21 protein-coding genes are annotated in these 21,884 nt (G+C 56.6%); 12 read left to right on the forward strand and 9 right to left on the reverse strand.

Going from position 1 to position 21,884, the window contains the following annotated elements; genetic code table 11:
• Positions 1 to 3: 3 nt before the first annotated feature.
• The gene (locus H8K03_09685; protein ID UVT22132.1) at positions 4 to 726 is read right to left on the reverse strand and encodes a ribonuclease Z; all 723 of its coding nucleotides are present in this window, start codon (positions 724 to 726) and stop codon (positions 4 to 6) included.
• A 56-nt stretch (positions 727 to 782) separates the two neighbouring features.
• A complete protein-coding gene (locus H8K03_09690) occupies positions 783 to 4,187 on the reverse strand; it encodes an AAA family ATPase (protein UVT22436.1) in 3,405 nt (1,134 codons plus the stop codon).
• An 11-nt stretch (positions 4,188 to 4,198) separates the two neighbouring features.
• Between H8K03_09690 and H8K03_09695 the strand changes: the two genes are divergently transcribed.
• Positions 4,199 to 4,435 (forward strand): hypothetical protein, encoded by a 237-nt coding sequence (locus H8K03_09695; protein ID UVT22133.1) that lies wholly within the window; start codon positions 4,199 to 4,201, stop codon positions 4,433 to 4,435.
• On the opposite strand, the gene H8K03_09700 is transcribed toward H8K03_09695, so the two are convergent.
• Positions 4,432 to 6,516, reverse strand: a complete 2,085-nt coding sequence (locus H8K03_09700; protein ID UVT22134.1) for a universal stress protein — start codon at positions 6,514 to 6,516, stop codon at positions 4,432 to 4,434. The genes H8K03_09695 and H8K03_09700 overlap by 4 nt on opposite strands.
• A gap of 175 nt (positions 6,517 to 6,691) precedes the next feature.
• Between H8K03_09700 and H8K03_09705 the strand changes: the two genes are divergently transcribed.
• Positions 6,692 to 7,327, forward strand: a complete 636-nt coding sequence (locus tag H8K03_09705; GenBank protein ID UVT22135.1) for a HEAT repeat domain-containing protein — start codon at positions 6,692 to 6,694, stop codon at positions 7,325 to 7,327.
• Positions 7,328 to 7,358: 31 nt separating this feature from the next.
• Here the strand turns inward: H8K03_09705 and H8K03_09710 are convergent, their stop codons facing one another.
• Positions 7,359 to 8,192, reverse strand: coding sequence for a metallophosphoesterase (locus H8K03_09710; protein UVT22136.1), 834 nt, complete (start codon positions 8,190 to 8,192; stop codon positions 7,359 to 7,361).
• Between H8K03_09710 and H8K03_09715 the strand changes: the two genes are divergently transcribed.
• The 3 genes from H8K03_09715 to H8K03_09725 all read left to right on the forward strand — a co-directional run bounded on the left by H8K03_09715 (position 8,191) and on the right by H8K03_09725 (position 11,476).
• On the forward strand, positions 8,191 to 9,363 hold the full coding sequence (locus H8K03_09715) for a tRNA pseudouridine(13) synthase TruD (GenBank protein ID UVT22137.1): 1,173 nt from the start codon (positions 8,191 to 8,193) through the stop codon (positions 9,361 to 9,363). The genes H8K03_09710 and H8K03_09715 overlap by 2 nt on opposite strands.
• A 71-nt stretch (positions 9,364 to 9,434) precedes the next feature.
• Positions 9,435 to 10,679 (forward strand): TIGR00300 family protein, encoded by a 1,245-nt coding sequence (locus H8K03_09720; GenBank protein ID UVT22138.1) that lies wholly within the window; start codon positions 9,435 to 9,437, stop codon positions 10,677 to 10,679.
• On the forward strand, positions 10,676 to 11,476 hold the full coding sequence (locus H8K03_09725) for a hypothetical protein (GenBank protein ID UVT22139.1): 801 nt from the start codon (positions 10,676 to 10,678) through the stop codon (positions 11,474 to 11,476). The genes H8K03_09720 and H8K03_09725 overlap by 4 nt, the downstream gene beginning before the upstream one ends.
• Positions 11,477 to 11,559: 83 nt before the next feature.
• Here H8K03_09725 and H8K03_09730 read toward each other — a convergent pair whose 3' ends face one another.
• Positions 11,560 to 11,796, reverse strand: coding sequence for a hypothetical protein (locus H8K03_09730; GenBank protein ID UVT22140.1), 237 nt, complete (start codon positions 11,794 to 11,796; stop codon positions 11,560 to 11,562).
• A gap of 211 nt (positions 11,797 to 12,007) precedes the next feature.
• The gene (locus H8K03_09735) at positions 12,008 to 12,736 is read right to left on the reverse strand and encodes an outer membrane beta-barrel protein (protein ID UVT22141.1); all 729 of its coding nucleotides are present in this window, start codon (positions 12,734 to 12,736) and stop codon (positions 12,008 to 12,010) included.
• A gap of 261 nt (positions 12,737 to 12,997) precedes the next feature.
• Here H8K03_09735 and H8K03_09740 point away from each other — a divergent pair, with 261 nt between their 5' ends.
• Both H8K03_09740 and larB read left to right on the forward strand, forming a co-directional pair.
• Positions 12,998 to 14,017, forward strand: coding sequence for an NAD(P)-dependent glycerol-3-phosphate dehydrogenase (locus H8K03_09740; GenBank protein ID UVT22142.1), 1,020 nt, complete (start codon positions 12,998 to 13,000; stop codon positions 14,015 to 14,017).
• Positions 14,014 to 14,769, forward strand: coding sequence for a nickel pincer cofactor biosynthesis protein LarB (gene larB / locus H8K03_09745; protein UVT22143.1), 756 nt, complete (start codon positions 14,014 to 14,016; stop codon positions 14,767 to 14,769). Before H8K03_09740 ends, larB begins: the two co-directional genes overlap by 4 nt.
• Positions 14,770 to 14,791: 22 nt before the next feature.
• Here the strand turns inward: larB and H8K03_09750 are convergent, their stop codons facing one another.
• Positions 14,792 to 15,343: a hypothetical protein gene (locus H8K03_09750; GenBank protein UVT22144.1), complete on the reverse strand. Its 552-nt coding sequence runs from the start codon at positions 15,341 to 15,343 to the stop codon at positions 14,792 to 14,794.
• A gap of 209 nt (positions 15,344 to 15,552) precedes the next feature.
• Between H8K03_09750 and larC the strand changes: the two genes are divergently transcribed.
• From larC to rsmA, 5 genes are read left to right on the forward strand one after another with little or no spacing between them, the layout of a single operon-like run.
• The gene (larC, locus tag H8K03_09755) at positions 15,553 to 16,770 is read left to right on the forward strand and encodes a nickel pincer cofactor biosynthesis protein LarC (protein ID UVT22145.1); all 1,218 of its coding nucleotides are present in this window, start codon (positions 15,553 to 15,555) and stop codon (positions 16,768 to 16,770) included.
• On the forward strand, positions 16,767 to 17,768 hold the full coding sequence (locus H8K03_09760) for a sodium:calcium antiporter (GenBank protein ID UVT22146.1): 1,002 nt from the start codon (positions 16,767 to 16,769) through the stop codon (positions 17,766 to 17,768). The genes larC and H8K03_09760 overlap by 4 nt, the downstream gene beginning before the upstream one ends.
• Complete coding sequence (gene pdxA, locus H8K03_09765; GenBank protein ID UVT22147.1) at positions 17,758 to 18,840, forward strand: 4-hydroxythreonine-4-phosphate dehydrogenase PdxA; 1,083 nt, start codon at positions 17,758 to 17,760, stop codon at positions 18,838 to 18,840. Before H8K03_09760 ends, pdxA begins: the two co-directional genes overlap by 11 nt.
• Positions 18,830 to 19,150, forward strand: coding sequence for a hypothetical protein (locus tag H8K03_09770; GenBank protein ID UVT22148.1), 321 nt, complete (start codon positions 18,830 to 18,832; stop codon positions 19,148 to 19,150). The genes pdxA and H8K03_09770 overlap by 11 nt, the downstream gene beginning before the upstream one ends.
• A gap of 3 nt (positions 19,151 to 19,153) precedes the next feature.
• On the forward strand, positions 19,154 to 19,957 hold the full coding sequence (gene rsmA / locus H8K03_09775; protein ID UVT22149.1) for a ribosomal RNA small subunit methyltransferase A: 804 nt from the start codon (positions 19,154 to 19,156) through the stop codon (positions 19,955 to 19,957).
• Positions 19,958 to 20,004: 47 nt separating this feature from the next.
• Here the strand turns inward: rsmA and H8K03_09780 are convergent, their stop codons facing one another.
• Together H8K03_09780 and H8K03_09785 are read right to left on the reverse strand one after the other, a co-directional pair.
• A complete protein-coding gene (locus H8K03_09780) occupies positions 20,005 to 20,646 on the reverse strand; it encodes an OmpA family protein (GenBank protein ID UVT22150.1) in 642 nt (213 codons plus the stop codon).
• Complete coding sequence (locus tag H8K03_09785) at positions 20,643 to 21,872, reverse strand: hypothetical protein (GenBank protein ID UVT22151.1); 1,230 nt, start codon at positions 21,870 to 21,872, stop codon at positions 20,643 to 20,645. Before H8K03_09785 ends, H8K03_09780 begins: the two co-directional genes overlap by 4 nt.
• Between the last annotated feature and the right edge of the window lie 12 nt (positions 21,873 to 21,884).

A 21,884-nucleotide genomic window follows, 5' to 3' on the forward strand; every position in this document is an offset into this window, starting at 1 on the left:
GCATTACAGCCGTATCGTCATTCCGTCCTTGCCCTTCCAAATCTTGCCCCGATACTGCTCCGCCGCCTGTGCTTTGACGTCGTATCGATCCGCGATCGGATAGAAGTGCGAAAGAACGAGCTGCCCCACACCGGCCTCCTTCGCCACCTGGCCGCACTGCCCGGCATGCAGATGGGTGGGGCCGGGACGATTAGCCGGGAACGAGCAATCGAGCACAGCCAGGTCGGCCTCCACACAGAGCGAGACGAGTGCGTCGCAATATTGAGTGTCTCCTGAATACACGACCGCCTTACCTTGGTACTCGATCCGATAGCCGACGCTTGAAAGGTCCGGAACATGGACCACGGGCTTGGGGATGATACGTGTATCCCCGATCGAGAAGGGTTTGCCGGCGACTTCCTTCATGACCACGCCGAACGGGGCCGAGGAAAAGCTGGGGAAGCTATGCATGATCGATCGTAAGAGACGGATCGTGCCTTTCGGCCCGATCAGGGTCAGCCCTGGGCGATGGCCTCCTCCGTATTTGGTGTAGATCACCGCGTCGAAGAAGAATGTGATGAAGTCGGAAAAATGGTCGGCATGAAAATGGGAGAACAAGATGTGCGTGATCCGGTGTCGGTCGACACCAGCTTTGATCATGTTCGTCAAGGTGCGCGGGCCGAAATCAAGGAGAATATATTGATCGGTGCGCACAAGATACCCCGCCGCAGCACGCGTGGGGTGCATGTTCGTCCCGGAACCAAGAATCGTCAAGCGCATGAGCTGGAAATGTCAGCCATGGGTTAAGTCGCAACGCTCAGTTGAGCAAGGAGTTTTTGAGCTTCAATCAAGTCGGGATTGGCGCCTTGTTCGTTCAATCTTGCGCGAACCGAATCCAAGGTGCGTCTAGCCATATCTGGTTTGTTCAGGTTGCGCAAGAGCCTCGCGAGACTCGTCGCGGCTCTGAGTTCGAGCATTCGTGCCTGTTGATCGTGGGCAATCTGCACGGCTTCAGAAAAACACTGCTCTGCTGCGAAGGTCGATGGGTCAGGTTGCGCAAGGAGGAGCTCGCCTTTCAGTCGAAGCAGCTCCGCTTGCCAGCACAGCTCTCCCTGGGTTACAGCGAGCTCCTGTGCTTGCTGAACGGCGACCAAGCCTTCCGCCGTATGTTGATTCCGTAAATGATTCTCGGCGAGTAACGCCAACGTATAGGTGTTGTTGAGACTCGCTTTGGCTCTCTGTGCCGCCGAGAGTCCTTCTACCAACCTTTCAAGGCCGTTCTCCTTTCCTTGCTCGGCCAACGCCCAGCCTTGAAAGGACATCGCCCATGCCAACGGGACTTCAAACGAGTGCTTGGTGGACAGCATGATGGCTTCTTCGGTCAGGCTCAGGGTCCTATTCGTGTCACGAAGAATCGAACCGACCCATGAAGCGGTCGCCAACGTAAATGCCAACGTGTATGGATGTTCCAGCTCTCTTGCCATGGCGATGGCCTCCGTCACCAGCGCTTCGACTTCGTCTACCTCTCCCAATATCCATAACGTTCTCGCCAGCATGATTCTCGCCGTGATGCCGGGATCTTGGGTATAGGGTAAGACTTGCGAACGGTGTCGATCTGGATCATAGAGCGATCTTGCTTGACGTAAATGTGCCTTGGCTTCGCCAAACCGGCCAAGGAAGGAGTACGTCGAGCCCACACTCTCGTGCGCTCGAATCAGCAAATCGGGATTCTGCTGCTGGCTTGCCCACGAGAGGAGACTTTCCGCCAGCGTGCACGCCTTGGCGAGGGGTCCTCTGACGAGATGAAAGACCCATAGTCCCCAGATAGAGAGAAAATATTGCTCAGAACCGGGATTCTCCTGTGAGAGACTTCTTGCTCTGAGATAGTTGTTCTCTATTTCATCGGACGCATACCCTCGCAATGTCAGCAAAGGAGCACCGCGCGCGATGAGCAGTTCCAACTCCAGCGCATGACGCTCCGGGCTTTGCGGCAGCGTCTCAAGCAGATGTAAGGTTCGATCAAAATGGCTGAGCGCTTCCGCATCCGCGGATCGCGCCGCATCTCTGCGCGCCGCAAGATGCCAATAATGAACAGCCGAGCTGATGACGCCTGCCTGCTCATAGTGATAGGCAAGCAACTCCGGTTCCGCTTTGACACGCTCTGCGAATCTGTTCTCCAACGCGTGAGCGATACGGGCATGGAGGGCACGGCGTGATTTTTTTGGCAGCGTGCTATAGGCAGCGTCTTGGATGAGCGCGTGTTTAAAGAGGTATTTCGCAGCAGGGATATCCCCTTCTTGAAAAATGAGCCCCGATGCTGTCAGCAAGTGGAGCGCCGTTTTCAACTCCCCCTCGGCGACATCAACGGTTTCCCGCAACAGCTCGTAGCTGAACTCCCGCCCGATCGAGGCCCCCATTTGGACAATCTCCTTGGCGGGACCCAATCGGTCTATTCGTTCCATGAGCAAGGCTTGCAAAGAGTCAGGGATGGATAGGTCTCGTAATGGCGCCGTCAGGGTGAACGAGTCTTTCTCTTCGGTCAGCAATCCTGACTCGAGTAGGTTTTTCGTCAACTCTTCGATGTAAAGAGGGACCCCATCGGTCTTGGCCAGAATCGCTTGTTCCACTTCAAGCGGAAGTGTCTTTCCTCCGGTCATCGATCCAAGAAGCTCTGCGCTATGCCGCCGGGGAAGCCGGCTCAACGTCAGAAACGTCACGTGACTGTACTCCGCCCAGACCGGTTTAAAATCAGGCCGAAAGGTGATGATCAATAACGCGCGCATCGGCTGGATGCGGTCGATAATCCTTGTCAGCAGGTCCATCGTTGTCGGATCGACCCAATGGGCGTCTTCCACGATAAAGAGTGTCGGGCGACGAGCGGCCAGTCTTTGGAGTTGCTGTACAAGTGCTTCAAGGGTCATTTCCTTCCGCTTTTCGGGTGACACGTGCGGTAGTGGAGACAGGCCATCTGCGCAGATCGAGAGCAGGTCCGCCAGCAATGACACCGTGGTCCGGTCATTGATGCCGCTATCGACGGCCAGTGCCTCGAGTTTCCGTAGTTGCACCGAGGGGGTGTCTTCACCGCACAGTCCAGCCGCCTGTCGTAGATACGTGATGGCCGGATACAGTGCCGTATTTGTGTGATAAGGCGAACATTGAAATTGAATCGTCTGGTACCCTTCCTCGGCAAGTCGGTCACACAGACTGCGGACCATGCGAGACTTGCCGATCCCGGCCTCACCGCAAAGGATGACCACCTGCCCTTCGCCACAAACAGCTTCGTGCCATCGCCCCAAGAGAAGTGCCGTTTCGTGCTCCCTGCCTATGAAATGGCCCAATCGGCCGGAACGATAAGACTCGAACCGGCTGGCCGACGGTTTGCTGCTGACAACCTGCCAGATATGCACCGGCGTTTCGAATCCCTTGAGAGAAAAGGCGCCTCGGTCCGCAAACTCGAACTCATCTCCGACCAGGCGCTTCGTCGTCGAGTCAACAATCAATTGATTGGGTTCGGCCAACGCCTGCAGGCGCGCGGCCAGATTCGGAGTTTCGCCGAATACTGACCGCTCCTTCGCCGCTTCCTGTCCGATGACTTCGCCGACTATGACATGGCCTGTCGCGATTCCAATTCGTGCGGCAATTTCAAAGCCCTTTTGGACAGTATTTTCGCGAGGAAGAGCCTTGACCAGATCCAGCACGGCCAGCCCGGCATGTACCGCTCGTTCCGCGTCATGCTCGTAGGCCTGAGGGTATCCGAAATACACCAGCACCCCGTCACCCATGTATTTTGCGATATAGCCGTTGAATCGGCTGATCGCTTGGCTACAGGTATCGAGAAAACGTCGGATGGCCGTTTGGAGGTCTTCAGGATCCAACTGACTCGCAAGTGCTGTCGAACCCACGAGATCACAAAACATGATCGTCAATTGGCGACGCTCTGCTCGCTCTCCATCGGAAGGGAACGGTGTTATTCCCCGGCCGGTTTCAGCCGGTTGAGGCTTCGTGCCGCCACCCTCACCGGTTTGTGGCAATTGCGCAATGGCACGCAATAGCTTCTTCCGATGGCCCAGCAACACACCAAGCGACGCCAAGTCGACATCGTTCAATTCGGACAGAACATCCCAGGTAATGGCGTTTTGCTGAAATGATTCTCGATAGACGCCGAGACCAAGGCCTTCCAGCCACGCTGATACGGGATCATCCATGATCAACAAGCTCTATGATGAATGAACGTGCGCGGACCGATGGAGCGCACGAGAGAGACGGATTCCCTCTTGCAGACGATAAGGCCGTCGTCGATAATGATTGTATGTCCGGCGATACCACGAAGCCTCTTCACCAGCCTTTGGTTCGGCAAGCAGAATATTGGATCATCTCTCTTGGGATGTCGGTGATCGCATATCTGCTCGAGAGAGTGATTCTACGTTCGATCAAGAACGGCGAAGCGAAACCCTAACGACCGCGTATCAGATCAAGGATCAGTCCGACCGTCAGCAGGCCGGCCGCGATGCCGAACGTAATCGGTATCCAGCCGGCGACTGTTCCTGACGTGGCTGTGAGCCCACTGGCAAGAATGCTGGCCGCCGCGGTCAGCCCCAATGTCAGACGCCGCCCTGTGTGCCGGACCATTTCCTCGAGCGAATTGGCCCGGAAATTGACGACAAGCTTCTGGCCCGGGCGCGCGCCGATCAAATGTTCGATCGCCTCGAACACTCGTTCGGCCCGTACCTTCAGCTTCTGTGACTGATACAAAAGTGTCTTTGGATCGAGCGTGGCTCCCATGCGTTTGATCATAAGTCGCATGAGGAACTTGCCTGCGACGTCATACGGATCGAGTTTTGGGTCGAGATTCGCAGTCGCCAGTTGCACTTGCGCGAGCGCTTTGGCCGCGAGGGTGAGCGAAGCCGGTAGCGGAACGCCGTGGCGGAACCCGATCGCGCTCATTTCCTGGAGAAGCGGCCCGATCTGCATCTCGGCCAGAGCCGCTTTGCGGTATTTCGTCATGACTTCCCCGATCTCACTTTGAAACCGGGGCAGATCCAGATCGCTGCGGTCGAGAGAGCCGGTCATCATCAGCGTGACGTCGCTGAGAAAACCGACATCCTCCTTCCAGAGCGCCATCAGTAATAACAGGAGATGCTCGCGCACGTTGGCATCGACGGAGCCGACCATCCCGAAATCGAGAATGTAAATACGGTTCTTCCACCACATCAGATTGCCTGGGTGCGGATCCGCGTGGAAAAAACCCTCGGCAATGATTTGCTTGTAGTAACTTTCCATGAGCTGACGGGCTGCTTCGATACGCTCCGGACCTTCCGGTGCCTGCGTGACCGGAACACCTTGAATCTCCTCCATCACCAGCAGTCGGGATGTCGATAGTTTGTGATGCACGGAGGGGACTGCGAGATGATCATAGTCCACGAGTACCGTCTGCATGCGGTCGATGTTCTCGATTTCTTGATGGAAGTCGAGCTCACGGTGCAGCGATGTGGAGAGATGCTTGAAGACCGCCTCCATATTCACCACTTGATTGAGGGCAGGGCGTTGGCCGACTTTCTGGGCGAATATTTCGAGCAGGGCAAGATCTTGTTCGATTTCGGCGCGCGCCGTGGGCCGTTGAACTTTGATGACCACACGATCACCGCTTTCAAGCGTGGCCCGATGAACTTGCGCGATCGTCCCGGCCGCAAGCGGCTTGGGGTCAATCGACTCGAACACGTCCTCCCACGGAACACCCAATTCTTGCTCAGCAACCTTGACGACTTCACTTTCGGGCATAGGTGGAACGTGGCTCTGCAGCATCGCGAGTTCTTCGATGTATTCCGCTGGAAGGAGATCCGGACGGGTGGACAGCACTTGGCCGAGCTTTGAAAAGGTCGGACCCAGCTCCTCCAGCGCAGCCCGTAGGCGCTTCGCCTGCTGACGGCGAATGGAAACATCTGCTGTCTCCGGTTGTCCAAACAGCTCCTTCAAGCCATGCTTCGCCATCACCGTTGCGATTCGCACGGCCCGTGCTCCCAGATGGGGTTCAGTGACGTGGGATTCCGGCTGTGGCTTATGGATGCGCACGGATTCTTGAGCTGACCCATCCGCCGCTGACTGGGTATTCACGATCACAACGGTGCAGCGGGAATTGTGGCTGATACGGTTCGGGATATTGCCGAGCAAAAACTGCTTTCGGCCGGCCATTCCCGAATTGCCGACGACCAAGACGTCGATTTGTTCCTGCTCAGCGGCGCGCAGGATTGCCGATGCCGGATCACCATGACTGACAACGACGGAGTGTCCGCGCTCTCCGGCGATCTGTCTCACGAACGTTTCCAGTTCGTCGTTGGCGGCGGCTGCCCGGGTGTGCTCGGCTGCGCCGAATTCGGTGGTGGCCGGGTGTTGCGGAAGGATGACCTGTACCACGAACAGCTCCGTGCCATATCGTTCAGCGAATTGAGCGGCCCAACGAACGGCCTGATCCGCCGTGTGCGAGCGGTCGGTTCCGACCATGACCCGTCGAATGGCGCCGTTCTGAGGATGATCGTCCATAATCGTTTCGCGCCTTACTCACAACAATCGGGGATCGAGTATGACCACTGCCACAATCGCAAGTCAATTATGCATAGACGACAGGAAGCCGAGTCTCAGCGTGATGGATGGCCGTTATGCAGAGCCAAACCGCTTCATTGACGACTCATCGATCACGTTCGTATGATCCGCCTCTATGTCGGACCGTAGCAACCATGGGCAGGCGAACCTCACCCTGCTTGCCGCGCTGGTCGGCCTCATCGTGAGCGCAGTGTGGATCTGGAAACGCCTATCGCCTGACACACAGGACTACATTGTGGATCAGGCGGTGCCGATGGCTGCGATCGGGTTGGTGCTTGCCGTCCTGCTGTTCATTCCTGTGAGGGCGCTCCGTCGCCATCGCACGAAAGCGCGGGAGCGAACCAAGCTTCTGAGGCTGTTCGAGCAAGAAACCGCCCGGGATAAACGGCTCGACCTTGCTTTTGCCTTGCTTGAACTCAACGAATACCGAATCGACGGGCTTGAATCAGCCGTCCCTGCCCTGAAGGAACTGTTGGCCACGACCTTAGAACGAGCGCTGGGGGATAAGCAGCATCGCATCCGAGGGATGGCGGCCAGCCATTTGGGCGCGCTAAGAGATCTGTCGGTGGTACCGCTCCTGGTCAAAGCACTGGAAGATGATCATGCCTATGTGCGTTCCTGCGCAGCCTTGGGACTTGGACGACTACGGGCCACCGAAACACGCGAACGCCTGAAGACGGTCATGGAACATGATTGGGACCAAACCGTCAGAAGTCGAGCCAGGGAAGCGCTGGAACGGATGCGGGAGTAACGATCTCGGTATGCCGGGTCGAGGTCTGTTCCTAGACCCACTCAATCACGGCAATTTCAGGCCTACAGTTGAAACGAAACGGGAGGAAGGACCAACCCAGCCCCCGGTTGACGTACAGCCTGTGCCGGCCGGATTCGTGCCAGCCAGCCACACGGCCGTTGCACCCAGGAGGAAGCCAAAAGATGGGTATTCCCGGCACTCTCCACTGCCCTCCGTGACTGTGTCCGCAGAGAATCAAGTCAACGGCATGATGCGCTTCGATATGGTCCAAAATATTCGGTGCATGGGCCAGGAGCAGCGTAAAGCGACGGTCGGCTCGAGAAGGGATACATCGAAGATCGGCGCGATGGAGGGAGGGATCATCAACACCCACGATCACCAATTCTCCCCTGCCCGTTGAAACGATGGTACTTTGATTGACCAGCAACGTGATCTTGTGTCGATCGGCAAGTTCGGCATATTGTGCAATCGGCACCCCGCTGTAATGGTCATGGTTACCCAACGTCATGTACACGGGTGCGATGGCTTGCAGGTGTTCGAGGAAACGGAAGAGATGGGGCAAGCCTTCGGGTACGTTGAGCAGATCTCCGGTGATGAAAATCCAATCAGGGGCAAGCTTTGTCACTGTTTCGACAATACCATCATGCCGCGGGTGATATCGGTCAAGATGCAGATCTGTGAGATGGACGGCACGATGGCCGGCCAGGGAAGGATGTGCATGGGTGAGGATGGAGATTTCGTGATCGGATAAACCCCATTCCCAATGAGGGACGAGACTGAAGATTCGATAGAGTGGCTCGCTTAAGCAATAGCCGACGAATGATCGCGCGCGATCAGGCCATGACACCGCCCGTCGCCTGCTCATGTCCCAACTCGTGATTGGCCTGATCGTTCCCACATGGGCTAGAAAAAGTATACCATGGGCCTTCTTTCCGGCTGATTTGACGATAGAATTCAGCGGAACGTGGGCCCTTCAACGCGCGTGGTTGTGTGATCAAGTGATCGATCCCTTCCTCACAGGCAACATTCCTGGAATCGGCGGGCACATTCGCGCCACGCCCGAAGACTTTCAAGTCGAAGAGCGGCCGCTCTACCTCCCATGCGGGGAGGGAGAGCATCTGTACGTCACGATTACGAAACGTAATCTTTCCACGCCGGATCTCGTTCGCCGGCTCTCGTCTTCTTTGGGGATCAAGGCACAGGCAATCGGTGTCGCGGGGCTCAAGGACGCACGGGCGGTCACCACGCAGATGGTGTCCCTCCAAGGAATCACGCCAGACCACGTCTCCAACGTAAAGATCGATGACACACTGCTAAGCCTAGGGATCCTCGGACGCCATCGCAATCGGCTGCGAACCGGCCATCATGGGGGCAACCGATTTCGCTTGGTCATACGCCAAGTCGCCGGCCATGCCGTTGAAGCGGTGCCGGCCATTCTCCATCAACTGCGTGCGCGTGGCGTGCCCAACTACTTCGGGCCACAGCGGCAAGGGAAAGCCGGCGACAATTACCAAATCGGAGCCGCGCTGCTCCATGATGCTCGTCGACGTGAAAAGATGAATCGAAGCACGCGTATCTGGTATCTCAATGCCTATCAGTCGTTTCTGTTCAATCGACTGCTGGCGCGGCGGATCGATCAGATCGACCGAATCTTCGTCGGCGACTGGGCCATGAAGTTGGAGAACGGCGCCTGTTTCCATGTCGACAATGCCGAGAACGAGCAGCCGCGGGCAGACCGTTTTGAGATCAGCCCGACAGGAATCCTCTTTGGGTCGCGCGTGTCCTGGGCAAGCGGTGAACCAGGTCAGATCGAGCAAGAAGTCATTGCAGAAGCAGGCACGACAAAAGAAGCCCTCATTGCCGCCGCAAAGGCCTGCGGATTCCGTGGCGAACGGCGGGCGCTGCGCGTCCCCCTTGCCGATCTGGAATGGTCGCTGAGCGGGGATGCCCTTACCATCTCCTTCAGTCTGCCCCCAGGCGCCTACGCCACAAGCGTACTCAGAGAACTGATGAAAGTATCTCCAGCGAGTCCTTAGCTCCCAATCCTCATTCTCTTCCGCCCACAAACCCGAGTGGTACAATAGGCTCACAAGCAGAGAGCGGGACTATGAACCAGCACCAGGAAAGCGTCTACCTTCAAGGGCACATCATCGATTCTCTCGTGCTGGCCAAGGTGTTGGATCTCATCCTGATGATGGGAGGTACGTTTGATCTGGAGGATGTTCATATCGGAAAGACCCGGGAAGAACCATCTCACGCACTCATTCGCATTCGAACAAGCTCCAAAACGCTTCTAGACGACATTCTCAAGACGATTCAACCACACGGCGCGTCGGTCAAGTGTGAGGTAGACTGCCGGACCGCCAGCGCGTCCGCCGACGGGGTGTTGCCCGAAGAGTTCTACGCCACGACGCATTTACCCACCCAGATCCGTCTCAATGGTCGATGGTTAGACGTGGATCGTATCGAGATGGATCTGGCGATTGTAGTCAATGAAGAAGGCTCAGCGGCCCACGCCCTCCCGATGGGCGACGTTCGTCTGGGAGATCGAATCGTCGTGGGTCGGGAAGGCGTCCGTGTCATCCCTCTGCAACGTCCGCCCGAACGGGATGTCTTCGGATTCATGGAGTCGCAGGTGTCGGCCGAACGCCCGCACAGCCATATTATTGCCGACATTGCTGCACGGATGCGCCAGCTGCGGGAACGGCACAAACGGGGGCAGGCGGATTCGAAGGTCCTGCTCGCGGGTGGGCCTGCGATCATTCATGCAGGCGGACGAGACGCGTTGGCGTGGCTCATCGAGGAAGGATTCGTACACATCCTGTTCTGTGGGAATGCGCTCGCGGCTCACGACATGGAAGCGGACTTGTACGGCACCTCATTAGGGTATGGGCTGACCGCGGGTCGCGCGGTCCCGCATGGCCATGAGCATCATTTGCGGACGATCAACCGCATTCGGGCAATCGGCAGTATTGAATCAGCGGTAACCTCCGGCGTCATCAAGCAGGGGATTATGGCAGCCTGCGTCCGACAAGGCATTCCGGTCGTGATGGCGGGAACGATCCGCGACGACGGCCCGCTTCCCGGTGTGATCACGGATTCCGTCCGCGCACAAAGCGCCATGCGTGCCGCAGTTCCCGGTGTCGGGCTGGCCTTGCTGGTCGCATCCACGTTGCATGCCGTGGCAACCGGGAATCTCTTGCCGGCAACGATTCCGACCGTCTGTGTGGACGTGAACCCATCCGTACCGACCAAGCTCGCCGATCGTGGAAGTTTTCAGGCTGTGGGGCTCGTGATGGACGCGGCATCATTTCTGTCCGAGTTGGCCAGACTACTAGGACGGCCGGCATGAACCGCCTGCTGGTATGCCCTCCGGACTTTTTCGGGGTCGAGTATGAGATCAACCCTTGGATGCGGCTCAGCAATCGGGTGGATCACGAACAGGCGATGCGGCAGTGGCATGCGCTCATGGAGGTCTTCGAGAAGGATGTGGGTGTCGCGCTTGAGCGCATGACGCCGATCGCCGGGCTGCCGGACTTGGTGTTTACAGCCAATGCCGGTGTCGTCGTGGGACACAAGGCAGTGGTGAGCCGATTCCGTTACCCTCAACGGCAACGAGAAGAGGGGTATTTCGAGCATTGGTTTCGCGGACACGCGTACGACATCATCACGCTTGAGGAAGGACTCTTCTTTGAAGGCGCGGGGGACCTCCTGGGCTTTCCGGAGTGTTGGTTCGGGGGATATCGTCAGCGATCGGACATTCGTGCGTTCACGGTCTTGAGCGAACATTTCCATCGGGAGATTATCCCTCTTGAACTCGTCGATCCTCGCTTCTATCACCTCGATACCTGTTTCTGTCCGTTAAGTGGAGGCGAGCTCCTGTACTTCGAAGCCGCATTCGACGTCTATGGCCGGACGGCGATAGTTGAACGAGTCCCTGACCGGCTTCGTCTGACTGTTCCGGAAGATGAAGCGTTGAAGTTCGCGTGCAATGCCGTCTGTGTCGGAAAACATGTCGTGCTTCCCACTGGATGTCCCACCACTCAGCACTGGCTCGTTGCCCGAGGATACGAGACTCATCCCGTTCAGCTCGATGAATTCATGAAGTCGGGCGGCTCAGCTAAATGCCTCACGCTGGCGCTGGACTAGTACCCATTATTCATCAATGGTCAACCGGGGATTGCGGTTCTTCCCCAAGTTGCTGTCTGCCTGACGAATGACGGTTGATGGACTTATTTCTTCCGGAACAGGAATGCTCCGTACAGACCTGCAATCGCAATCGTGACCAGCTCGATAGTCAGGAGCATGCGGCTCACGACGGCTTCCGGCGCGGGTGGGTAAAGGATGAAATACATGCCGAGAAACTCAGGCGTCTGAGTGGGTGGAGTCTCCCATGGAGGGAACAGCACGGCTACAATCAGAAACACGACCATTCCGTAGAGCACCGGGAGATTGAGTTGTTCCGGCACAGAATTATCGGAGCGAGAAGGCGCTGGAGTATCTGTTCTTCCGTCGAGCCGCTGCCCGCATTGGATACAGAATCGGTTGATCTCCGGCTGCGACCGGCTGCAGGCAGTGCAGATTTGCATAGCGCATGTGGTGGAGAGGTATGTAAAGGGAGATTACACGAAACGCAACGATAATTCCTAGTTCAAGTAATACCCGTACCAGGAACCAAGCTCAAAAATGATACCCGACACCGAATGAAACGAAGTGCATGGTATAGGTGGCATTCATGCCGAAGAAGAACGGGAAGAGCTCAGGGTTGTCGTCGAAATTAAAGCGTGTATAGTTAAACTTCCATTCCGCGAATGCTGTGACGTGTCTGGTCATATAGTATTCGAGACCGGCTTTAACATTTACTCCAATTCTTGCATTGTCTGATGTCGACGCAGGGGAATTCGGCGCAAGTCCTTCCCCTTTAATCCGAGCGAAAAATATTCCGGGGCCCACGCCTATATACGGCTGTACGCGGGCATGCGGGTAACGAAACATGAGGTTGAATGGAGCGACGGTCAAGACCCGCAGATAGGTCCCCTGAAGCGTCGCAGTGGGAGTTACTCCCGGAAAAGCTGGGTTTTGAAAAGTATGCCTTTGTTGTTCGATATGTGGGGTTGAGTGAAACACTTCTGCTTCAAGACCAAACCAACGAACGGAATCAAAGTAATGCCCGACTTTCCCGCCGAACATGAATGAAGAGGAGAGCTCCAGATCGCTATGGGTGGTCCCTGAAAGAAAAAATGAGGAATTAACGTCGACGCTCGTCAGCCCTCCGTCGCCGACCGGCACCGCCGCTCCCAATTGTCCAGCGATGTAGGTTTCGGAATACGCATGAGACACGCTTAACACCAGCACGATCAACACCTGCAGCAAAGAGCGCGTGATCCATGCAGAACTATGTTGCTTCATAGACAATTCTCTGGAAGGTCTCTTCCTTATTGTCATCTATCCTATGGCGTGAAGCCTCGATCACGAAATCATTTCTGAAATTTTGACTGAAGAAAAGCGCGCCACATGTCATCCACATGGCGCGCACTCGGCCGAAAGTGAGATGGCATCGACAAGATCAGAGGGATGGCTCCTCGATTCGTTGACAGATACTCGATAGCTTCCTATATAATCCGCCGGTGCTAATACACGCGAGATTCTTACCATTACGCTGATCTTCTGATGCCAGCCATCAACGCGATCGCGATTATCGGAGCCGGTGCCTGGGGTACTGCTTTGGCCAAACACCTTGCCGAGAAAGGGTTCACCGTTCGTCTTTGGGCTTATGAACACGATGTCGTCAGCGCGATCAACGCCTCTCACGAAAACCCCGTTTTCCTTAAAGGAGTCACGCTCCCTCGAAGTTTGACGGCAACTCACTCTCTCGTCGAAGCCGTAACAGGTTGCGAAGGGATTGTTTTTGCCGTTCCTTCACATGCCACTCGACCCGTATTACACAAGATGGCCCCCGCTCTCTCCGGCTCCATACCGTTGGTGTGCGCAACTAAGGGCATCGAGGAAGGCACGACCAAACTGATGACTGAGGTCATGGAAGACGAGTTGCCGCCCTCTATGCACCGTTCATTCATGGTGCTCTCCGGCCCCAGCTTCGCATCGGAATTCAGTGCAGGCCGACCTACGGCCGTGTGTTTGGCCGGCACCGATGGGGAATTGGTCAGGCGGTTTCAGGGCGCGTTGATGACACCCGCGTTTCGTGTGTACGCCGATACCGATATGATCGGCGTCCAACTCGGCGGCGCACTAAAGAACGTGATGGCGTTGGCCGCCGGCGTGATTGATGGGTTGGAGCTAGGCCTCAATGCCCGGGCAGCCCTCATTACACGCGGTCTGGCTGAGACCATTAGGCTTGGCATCGCGATGGGAGCTGATCCACGGACCTTCTATGGGCTCTCCGGTGTCGGCGATCTGGTGTTGACGTGTACGGGGGCGCTGAGCCGCAACCATTCAGTCGGTGTCCGGCTTGGTCGAGGGGAAAAGCTCGAGACGATTTTGACCGGGATGCAGGCGGTCGCAGAAGGCGTGCGGACAGCTCGTGCGGCATTCGCATTGGCCCGCCGCTATCAGGTCGAGATGCCGATCACACAAGAGATCAACGCCGTCCTGTACGACAATAAGTCGTGTCGGAAGGCCGTGAGTGATCTGATGGAGCGGGATGCCAAACCAGAGAAGGAATGGGCATGAATCCGGAAGGACTCGAACGGCTGCTACGAGAGGTCCATCGGGGACAGGTCACGGTGGAGCAGGCACTCCAGCGCCTGCGATCCCTGCCTTTCGAGGACCTCGGCTTTGCTTCGCTCGATCACCACCGGTCGCTCCGTCAAGGATTTCCCGAAGTCGTCTTGTGCGAGGGGAAAACCACCGCACAAGTGATCGCGATCGCTCGGGCTCTCATCAAAAAAGAGGGACCGTTTCTCGCCACTCGTGCCGACCCAACAGTCGCGCGCGCCATTCGCCGCATGGCCCCCCGGGCACGCTACCATCCTGACGCGCGCATCGTGGCGATTCATCCCTCAAGACCGAAACGTCTGGGGCATATACTTGTGGTCACCGCGGGGACTGCCGATGTGCCTGTGGCTGAAGAAGCCCGTGTCACAGCAGAAGTCATGGGTAGCCATGTGGAACGACTGTACGATGTCGGCGTCGCAGGGATCCATCGGCTGCTTGGGAAAAAAGACCGGCTGTTTGATGCGCAGGTGGTGGTCGTGGTCGCCGGGATGGACGGCGTCTTACCGAGTGTCATCGGTGGCTTGGTGCAGTGTCCGGTCATCGCCGTACCGACCAGCCGCGGCTATGGGGCAAGTTTCGGTGGAGTGGCTGCTCTTTTGACGATGCTCAATTCTTGCGCAGCGGGGGTGGGGGTGATGAATATCGACAATGGCTTCGGCGCGGCATGTCTCGCGCATCGGATCAATCTGTTGGGTGCGAGGCGTTAGCCACGAGACAGGCAACCGAGGTTCATTTCACTTCCAGCGTTCCACGTTTCGGCCATGCAACCATCACCGTACGCAATCCCTTTTCTCCATTGGCCAACAGCTTAGTGCGCACTTCATAGGAATAGGTACCCACGCCGGAAAGTTGCTTGCGGTGGTTCTGTCCATCCCAGGCCAGTTCGACGGAAACCTTCGATCGCTCCGTTTCTCCGTCCGTGGTTGATGGGATTGGGACGGCCTGTCGATGAGTGAGAAACCGAAGCGATGTTTTCGAGGGAGAACTAATGAGAGAGGTCACTTCCAGAATCATGTCCCTGTCCACCTCTTTCGGGAGCTGTACCGTCACGGAAAACTGAAGAGGTCCGTTGCCCAAGGTATAGGGAGTCGGTGCGATATTGAGGTTGACGATTTTGAGCTCCGGTTCAGGACGAGGAATGCGAGTCGGCTTAACCTTCGAGTGGCTGTCTGCTGGGAGAAACGCCGCAAGGCTGCCACAAAGGGTCAGCAGCGCCAGTACAAGCCTCGTACGACGTACGTAGGTTGAAGTCGTCAACGAGAACGGGAACTTTGTCTTCATGAGTGACGCGGGAACACTCGCCAAATGTACGGTCAGCATAGCGTAACCGTATTGTTAGGGGGATAACATAGCATTCCTGGGCTGTCAATGAAGCTTCAACAATGTTCAGTGAGACGGTTCTGATTGATCACGATAACAATGATTGCCGTTTCGCCGACACCTTCGGTAATATGACCGGTCATTTTTCGCGTCACCCAGTGAGGAGCCTTGTGGGCCGACATCTCCATTTCGATTGTTTCTCCGGAGTGAGCGGGGACATGGTCTTGGGTGCGCTCGTGAGCGCCGGTTTGCCGTGGGCTGAATTGGTCAACGGCCTCAAACGACTGAAGCTCAGCGGCTATCGGTTACGTAAACGTGATGTGCATCGCGGGACGCTCCCCGCGATAAAGGTCGATGTGATCATTCAGAAGGGGTTTCAACGGCCGTTGACCCTCTCGCGCATTCGGCAAATTCTTGCTTCCAGCACGTTGCCCGATCTCGTCAAGGAGCGAAGCCGGTCGATTTTCGACCGACTGGCTGAGGCGGAAAGCCACGCCCATGGAGTTGAAGTCAAAGATGTTCACTTTCATGAGGTCGGAGTCGTGGATTCTTTTATCGATGTCGTCGGAGGGGTCTTGGGCTGCCATCTCTTGAACGCGACCCGAATCACCTCCTCGGCCATCAACGTGGGGGCTGGTTCCATTCGGACTTCCCACGGGCTCCTGCCCGTTCCAGGACCGGCTGTGGCGGCGCTGACAAACGGTGTACCGATCTATTCCGACGGTCCACGCGTCGAGCTTGCGACTCCCACCGGTGTCGCCTTGCTTCGGACGTTGGCATCGAAATTCGGCGCTCTGCCGATGATGAACAGTGTGGCGGTGGGATACGGAGCCGGCGACCGAGATCCAGAAGGGTGGCCGAATGCCTTACGCGTATTTTTGCAGGAGGAGTCGGTTCCGGATATGCGCCAAATTCAACGGGTGATGCAGATTGAAACGAATCTCGACGACCTCAATCCACAGCTCTATGAGCACATCATGGAGCGACTGTTTGACGTGGGAGCCGTGGATGTCGCACTGGTTCCCGTCGTGATGAAAAAGAGTCGACCGGGTGTCGTCCTGAGCTGCCTTGCCACGCAAGACCAGACCGATGCCGTGCTTGAAGTGCTGTTCCAGGAAACCTCCACTCTCGGAATACGGCTTCAAGAGGTAACCCGGCAGATCCTTCCCCGCCGGTTCGTCCCTGTCACAACGCAGGGTGGCGTCGTACGCATGAAGGTTGCCGAGGTAGGTGCTGGGTGGGAAAAATCCGCGCCAGAATATGTGGATTGTAAGAATATCGCAAAACGAACCGGTCGCCCGCTCAAGACCGTCATGGAGGAAGCGATGCTGGCCTATCGACAACGACCCACCAAGCGCAGAGCGGCACACGTGCGAGGCCGGGCGTGACCGTTCTTTTCTACGTTCTCCTCTTTGTCGTCTCTGTCGTAGTCACACTTGGCGGTTGCGCGCTCTTTACCAATGCCATCGAATGGCTCGGCAAACGGATGGGGATCTCCGAAGGAGCGGTGGGCAGTGTCTTTGCCGCAATCGGCACGACCTTGCCTGAAACGTCAATCCCGATCATCGCCATTTTCTTCGGTGAAAGCCACGAGGAGCTCGAGGTTGGATTGGGAGCCATCTTGGGAGCGCCGTTCATGCTCAGCACACTGGTGCTACCCATTTTGGCCCTTCTCGTCGTGCTCTATGCGCGGGCAGGCAAACGGACCGCGCGATTTCATCTCAACTATCGTGAAGTCCTCACGGATCTGACGTTTTTCATGATCGGATACATGATCGCCTTGGGCTGCGCCTTCGTGCCTTCGAGGCTGATTCATCTCATCGCAGCCTGCGGGTTGATCGCACTGTATATCTACTACATGAAACTTAAATTCACCCCGTCGGGCGAAGAGGAAAGCGGTGAGTTGGATCCGCTGATTTTCGACAAGCACGCAGCCGTCCCTTCGCATGCAATGATCGGCTTTCAAGCTCTCTTAGGTTTGGGTGGATTGATATTGGGGGCCCACCTGTTCGTCACGGCTGCCGAATCGATGGCCGGCCTGTTCGCGATGTCGCCGCTGATTTTGGCTCTGCTGATTGCGCCACTCGCCACCGAGCTGCCGGAGATGTCCAACAGTTTTCTCTGGCTCTATCGCAAGAAAGACCGCCTCGCCGTGGCCAATGTCACAGGGGCCATGGTCTTTCAAGGGACCCTCCCGGTCTCTCTGGGATTGATCGGAACCGAATGGATGATCGCACCGTCTGCATTGACCACCATGGTCTTAGCTGTGCAGGCCGTGGGACTCTGTCTGTTGCAGATTCTCATAGGAGGTCAATGGCGGCCGTGGTTGCTGGCAGCCGGAGCCGTTTTTTACATTGGGTATACGCTGCATCTCTATGTCAACTAAATCGATCTCCTCTCGCGCACGCTCCCATTCGCCACAACTCCCGGTGCTGGGAATCACGATGGGAGACCCAGCCGGTATCGGTCCGGAAGTGATTGCGAAGGCCCTTTCAGGGAGTCACCTGCGCAACGTTTGCCGGCCGATCGTGATCGGATCGCTTCCCGTAATGGAGCACACGATTAAGGCTTTGAGGCTTAGTCTGACCGTCGTCTCTGTTGATGGTCGTGACATGCCGCCGCCGCGCAGAGGAATCGTCGCCGTGCTGGACCCGTTGGCAGCACCTCTCGGAAAGTTCAAATCGGGCATCGCCGCCGCAGAAACCGGCGCTGCATCCGTTGCCTTCATCAAGAAGGCTGTTGAATTGGCACAACTCGGTGATATCGATGGAGTGGTGACGGCCCCTATCAACAAGGAAGCCATTAATATGGCCGGCTGCCGGTATCCGGGTCATACTGAATTGTTGGCTGATCTGACGCGCGCGAACGAGTCCGGCATGATGATCGTCGGCGGTCCGTTACGCATCATGTTCGTCACGACGCACGTCGCCATCAGAGATCTTTCCTCGCTGCTCACCCAGTCGAACATCGAAAAGGCGATCCGCTTGGCCCAACTCGCCCTGTCCACACTGTTCGGAATTAAACGGCCCAAGATAGGCGTGGCCGCCCTGAATCCGCATGCAGGAGAGCATGGATTATTCGGCGATGAGGAAGCCCGCGTGATTCTCCCGGCTGCCCGTGCAGCACAGCGAGAGGGCATTCTCGCCAGTGATCCGTTGCCGGCCGATACGCTGTTCGGAAAAGCTGCGAAAGGGCTGTATGACGGTGTCGTCGCCCTGTACCATGATCAAGGTTTGATTCCGTTGAAGTTGGTCGCCTTTGGCACATGCGTGAATCTCACTGTGGGCTTACCCATCATCCGCACCTCGGTTGACCATGGAACGGCATTCGACATCGTTGGGAAAGGCGTTGCTGATCCGGGAAGCTTGTTTGAGGCTATCCAACTAGCCGCCAAGATTGCCCGCACGAAGGATGGACGAAGTGGCGGCAAGAAGAGAGGAAGCAGACGTGGCACCTGATGTCTCGAAAAGCCGTGCCGTAGTCCGGCAGCAAATACAAGAACTGGATGCACTTGCGAAGCAGACCCTTCAAGATCTCAACACGGTTGCTGGGGCTGAACGAGTGGTAAAATGGAAAGCGCGCACCGTCGCACTCATTACCGACACGGTGAGCCCGCAAGAAGGGCAGAAGTTTTCGAGTGTCCTGCCCGGACCATCATTCACCAACGACCTGGTCGAAGAATTCTCGGATCTTATCGAATGCTACCGTGCCCCGCTGTTGGCATTGGCCGAACGATTGGATCAATCCCCTCCCCCTCACGTGAGGTGATGGGTGAGCACCTCCGATCCGCCCATTGCAATCAAACGTCTCGGCCAGCACTTTCTTATCGACCCGAACATCGTACGCAAGATCATCGCCCTGGCTGAACTGACTCCGAATGATACCGTTCTAGAGATCGGACCTGGCCGCGGTATCCTGACGGGATCTCTGTGTCGCGCCTCGGGTCATGTGACGGCGATCGAGGTCGATCCACGACTCCATGGTTATCTAGCCGAACAACAACCGCAGTTTCAGAACCTGACACTCATTCTCGACGATGCAATGACCTATCCGATCGAACAGCTTCCGATCGGTACCATCGTCGTCGCCAATCTTCCATATTATCTGTCTACTCCCCTCCTTTTCAGGCTTCTCGGCCAGCGCGGCCGTTTCCCGCGCATGGTGCTCATGCTGCAAAACGAAGTGGCCAACCGACTCGTGGCCAAACCCGGGAGTTCAGACTACGGCGTCCTGTCCGTCACGGCTCAGTACTCGGCGAATATGACCAAGGCATTCAAGGTCTCAGCACAATGCTTCCGCCCTAAGCCGGAGGTCGACTCTGCCGTCGTCCTGCTGCGGACTAAAGAACGAACCGAACTGAGCCCTCAGGAAGAACACACATTCACGGCATTGGTGAGGGCTGCCTTCGCACACCGCCGCAAGACGCTGATCAACTCGTTGAAGGATGAGGGCTATGATCAGAAAGTGGTGGGTATAGCATTGACCGCACATCATCTCTCATCTTCCGTCCGGGCAGAAATCCTTTCCCTCGAGCAGTTCCTCGAATTGACCCGCAGCCTGCATCGGTCGACCTGATGCGGTCTAAAATGATTCAAGGGTTCAAATCTTGAGTGCCCGGCACTTTATGTGGGACGTAAGTGGATCTTGAACACGACCCGGCGGCTTTTGTCGCGGTCGAGGTGTCCTGCTTCGTTTCTCAACAAGTTCTGCCTCCCGCGCCCGTTCGCCGTAGCCTTTTGCAAAAAGCACTCATAGGCCCACGGAAGCTTCTCCCGGATGACTTCCAAGCTTTTCGCCAGAACGGCGAATGAGCGGTCCTGACTCAATCGCAAGTTGCGCACGTCGTCGCCGAGATCGTCCGTGTACCCTTCAATGACAAAGGCCTCCACTTCCTGTCCGCCATGTCCACAGACGACTCCGGCATAATGCGGCATCTCCTCGGATAGGAAGGTTTCGGCAGATGGAAGGAGCGTACTTTTCCCAAACTCAAAGTTGAGCGCCGTATCCGGCACCGTGACGGTGAGGACGCTAGGCCCCTTGGCTTCCACCTTCGGGGTAAGCGGTTCAAGGGTCGCCCTTTGTTGTGTGGAAGGAATGCCGTTCGGGGGTGGCTTGGCATTTCCATCCTCGATGCGAGTGACATAGGCGGCTAGCAGTAGAATAAAGATGACGGCGAGCGACGTCATGAGGTCTGCGACGCCGTTCGTCAACGCAGATGAGCCTTCACGTGATTCGGGCCCAGAAATTGGCCTGAGCTGCTTCATCGGGTGGGAGCCTCTTTATGTAAAACTTGACGTTGCTCAGTATCGTCCGCTTTCTGTTGTCGTGGCGCCTGCTCGACCGTATTGGCCATGTGGTTCCTGAGTTCCTTGAACATGGTTTCAATTTCGGGTTGAGACAGCTGTACCGGGGACGGCTGTCCCTTAATCGAACGGTTAAGCTCCTGAATGGCTTCCATCAACGGCTTGATCATCGGCTTCAACGCCCGCTGAACCTCGTGACCAATCTCTCCCGGCAAATCGTCGAGCTTCAGCGGTGAATGTTTGGCGCTCAGCCCTGTGAGAGCTTGAGAGGCTGAAGTCAGGGCCGCGACTGTCGCTCCGAGTCGCTGCTGCACAACTTCGACCAACTGGTTCGCAGTGTCGGATTGGACGGGACTGACTATGGGGGTCGGAGGCCCATTCGGCAAGGAAGATGGTCGTACTTCCTGACCGGCAGCTTTCTGAGGAAACATTTCATCAAGGAGCGATATGCATTCCCGATACCGGTTGTCCAGTCGATACCAGATCGAGGTTTCGAGGATGGTAAAGACATTCGCGCACGCCAGACCGACAATTGATGTCACAAACTTACCGGAGAGGCCATTGATGAGCCCTTGGATTCCATCAATCTGTGATCCATTCGCATGCAGTTTGCTGAGACCGATCAAAATGGCAAAAAACGTGAACATCAAACCCATCCCTGTCAGGAAGGAAGGGAGTTGCCTGAAGAAGCGGACATTGAGATGGCTGGCGCAGAGCGCTTCGAACGAGAAAAAGTCAGCGGCGGAACGATGGCTATGGACAGTCGGCTCGAGAAACCAGGCAGTTTGCTCAACCGTGAGGGACTTTCGGTATGACAGCCATTCTTTTGAAAAAGCCGGCTCCGAGCGCATCGCTCGATCCAGCGTTTCCAGATCATCTAGATCGCGGCGAGCTTCAGGTGACTGATCGGGGCGTACCTGTCGTTTAGCCAAGGCCGGAACCACGAGCCAGTCTGCGGACGCCCGTTGCCGTGCCAATGCCAGAGGCGCGACGGACGAGTGGAATCTCAAGAGTGTATGGCGAATCCGCACTAAGCCTCGTATGAGCGCTGCACTATGCCAGAGACAGAGGACGATGATCGAGGCAGCCCCGATCCAGCTCAGCATGGGACTCTGAAGCCCACCGGCTATCGCAACATCTTGACTGAGAAGCCGCCAAAGCTCGGCGAGCAGGCTCAATTCATTCATTGATATGACCTC

Source organism: Nitrospira sp. (assembly GCA_024760545.1).
Lineage (GTDB): Bacteria > Nitrospirota > Nitrospiria > Nitrospirales > Nitrospiraceae > Nitrospira_D.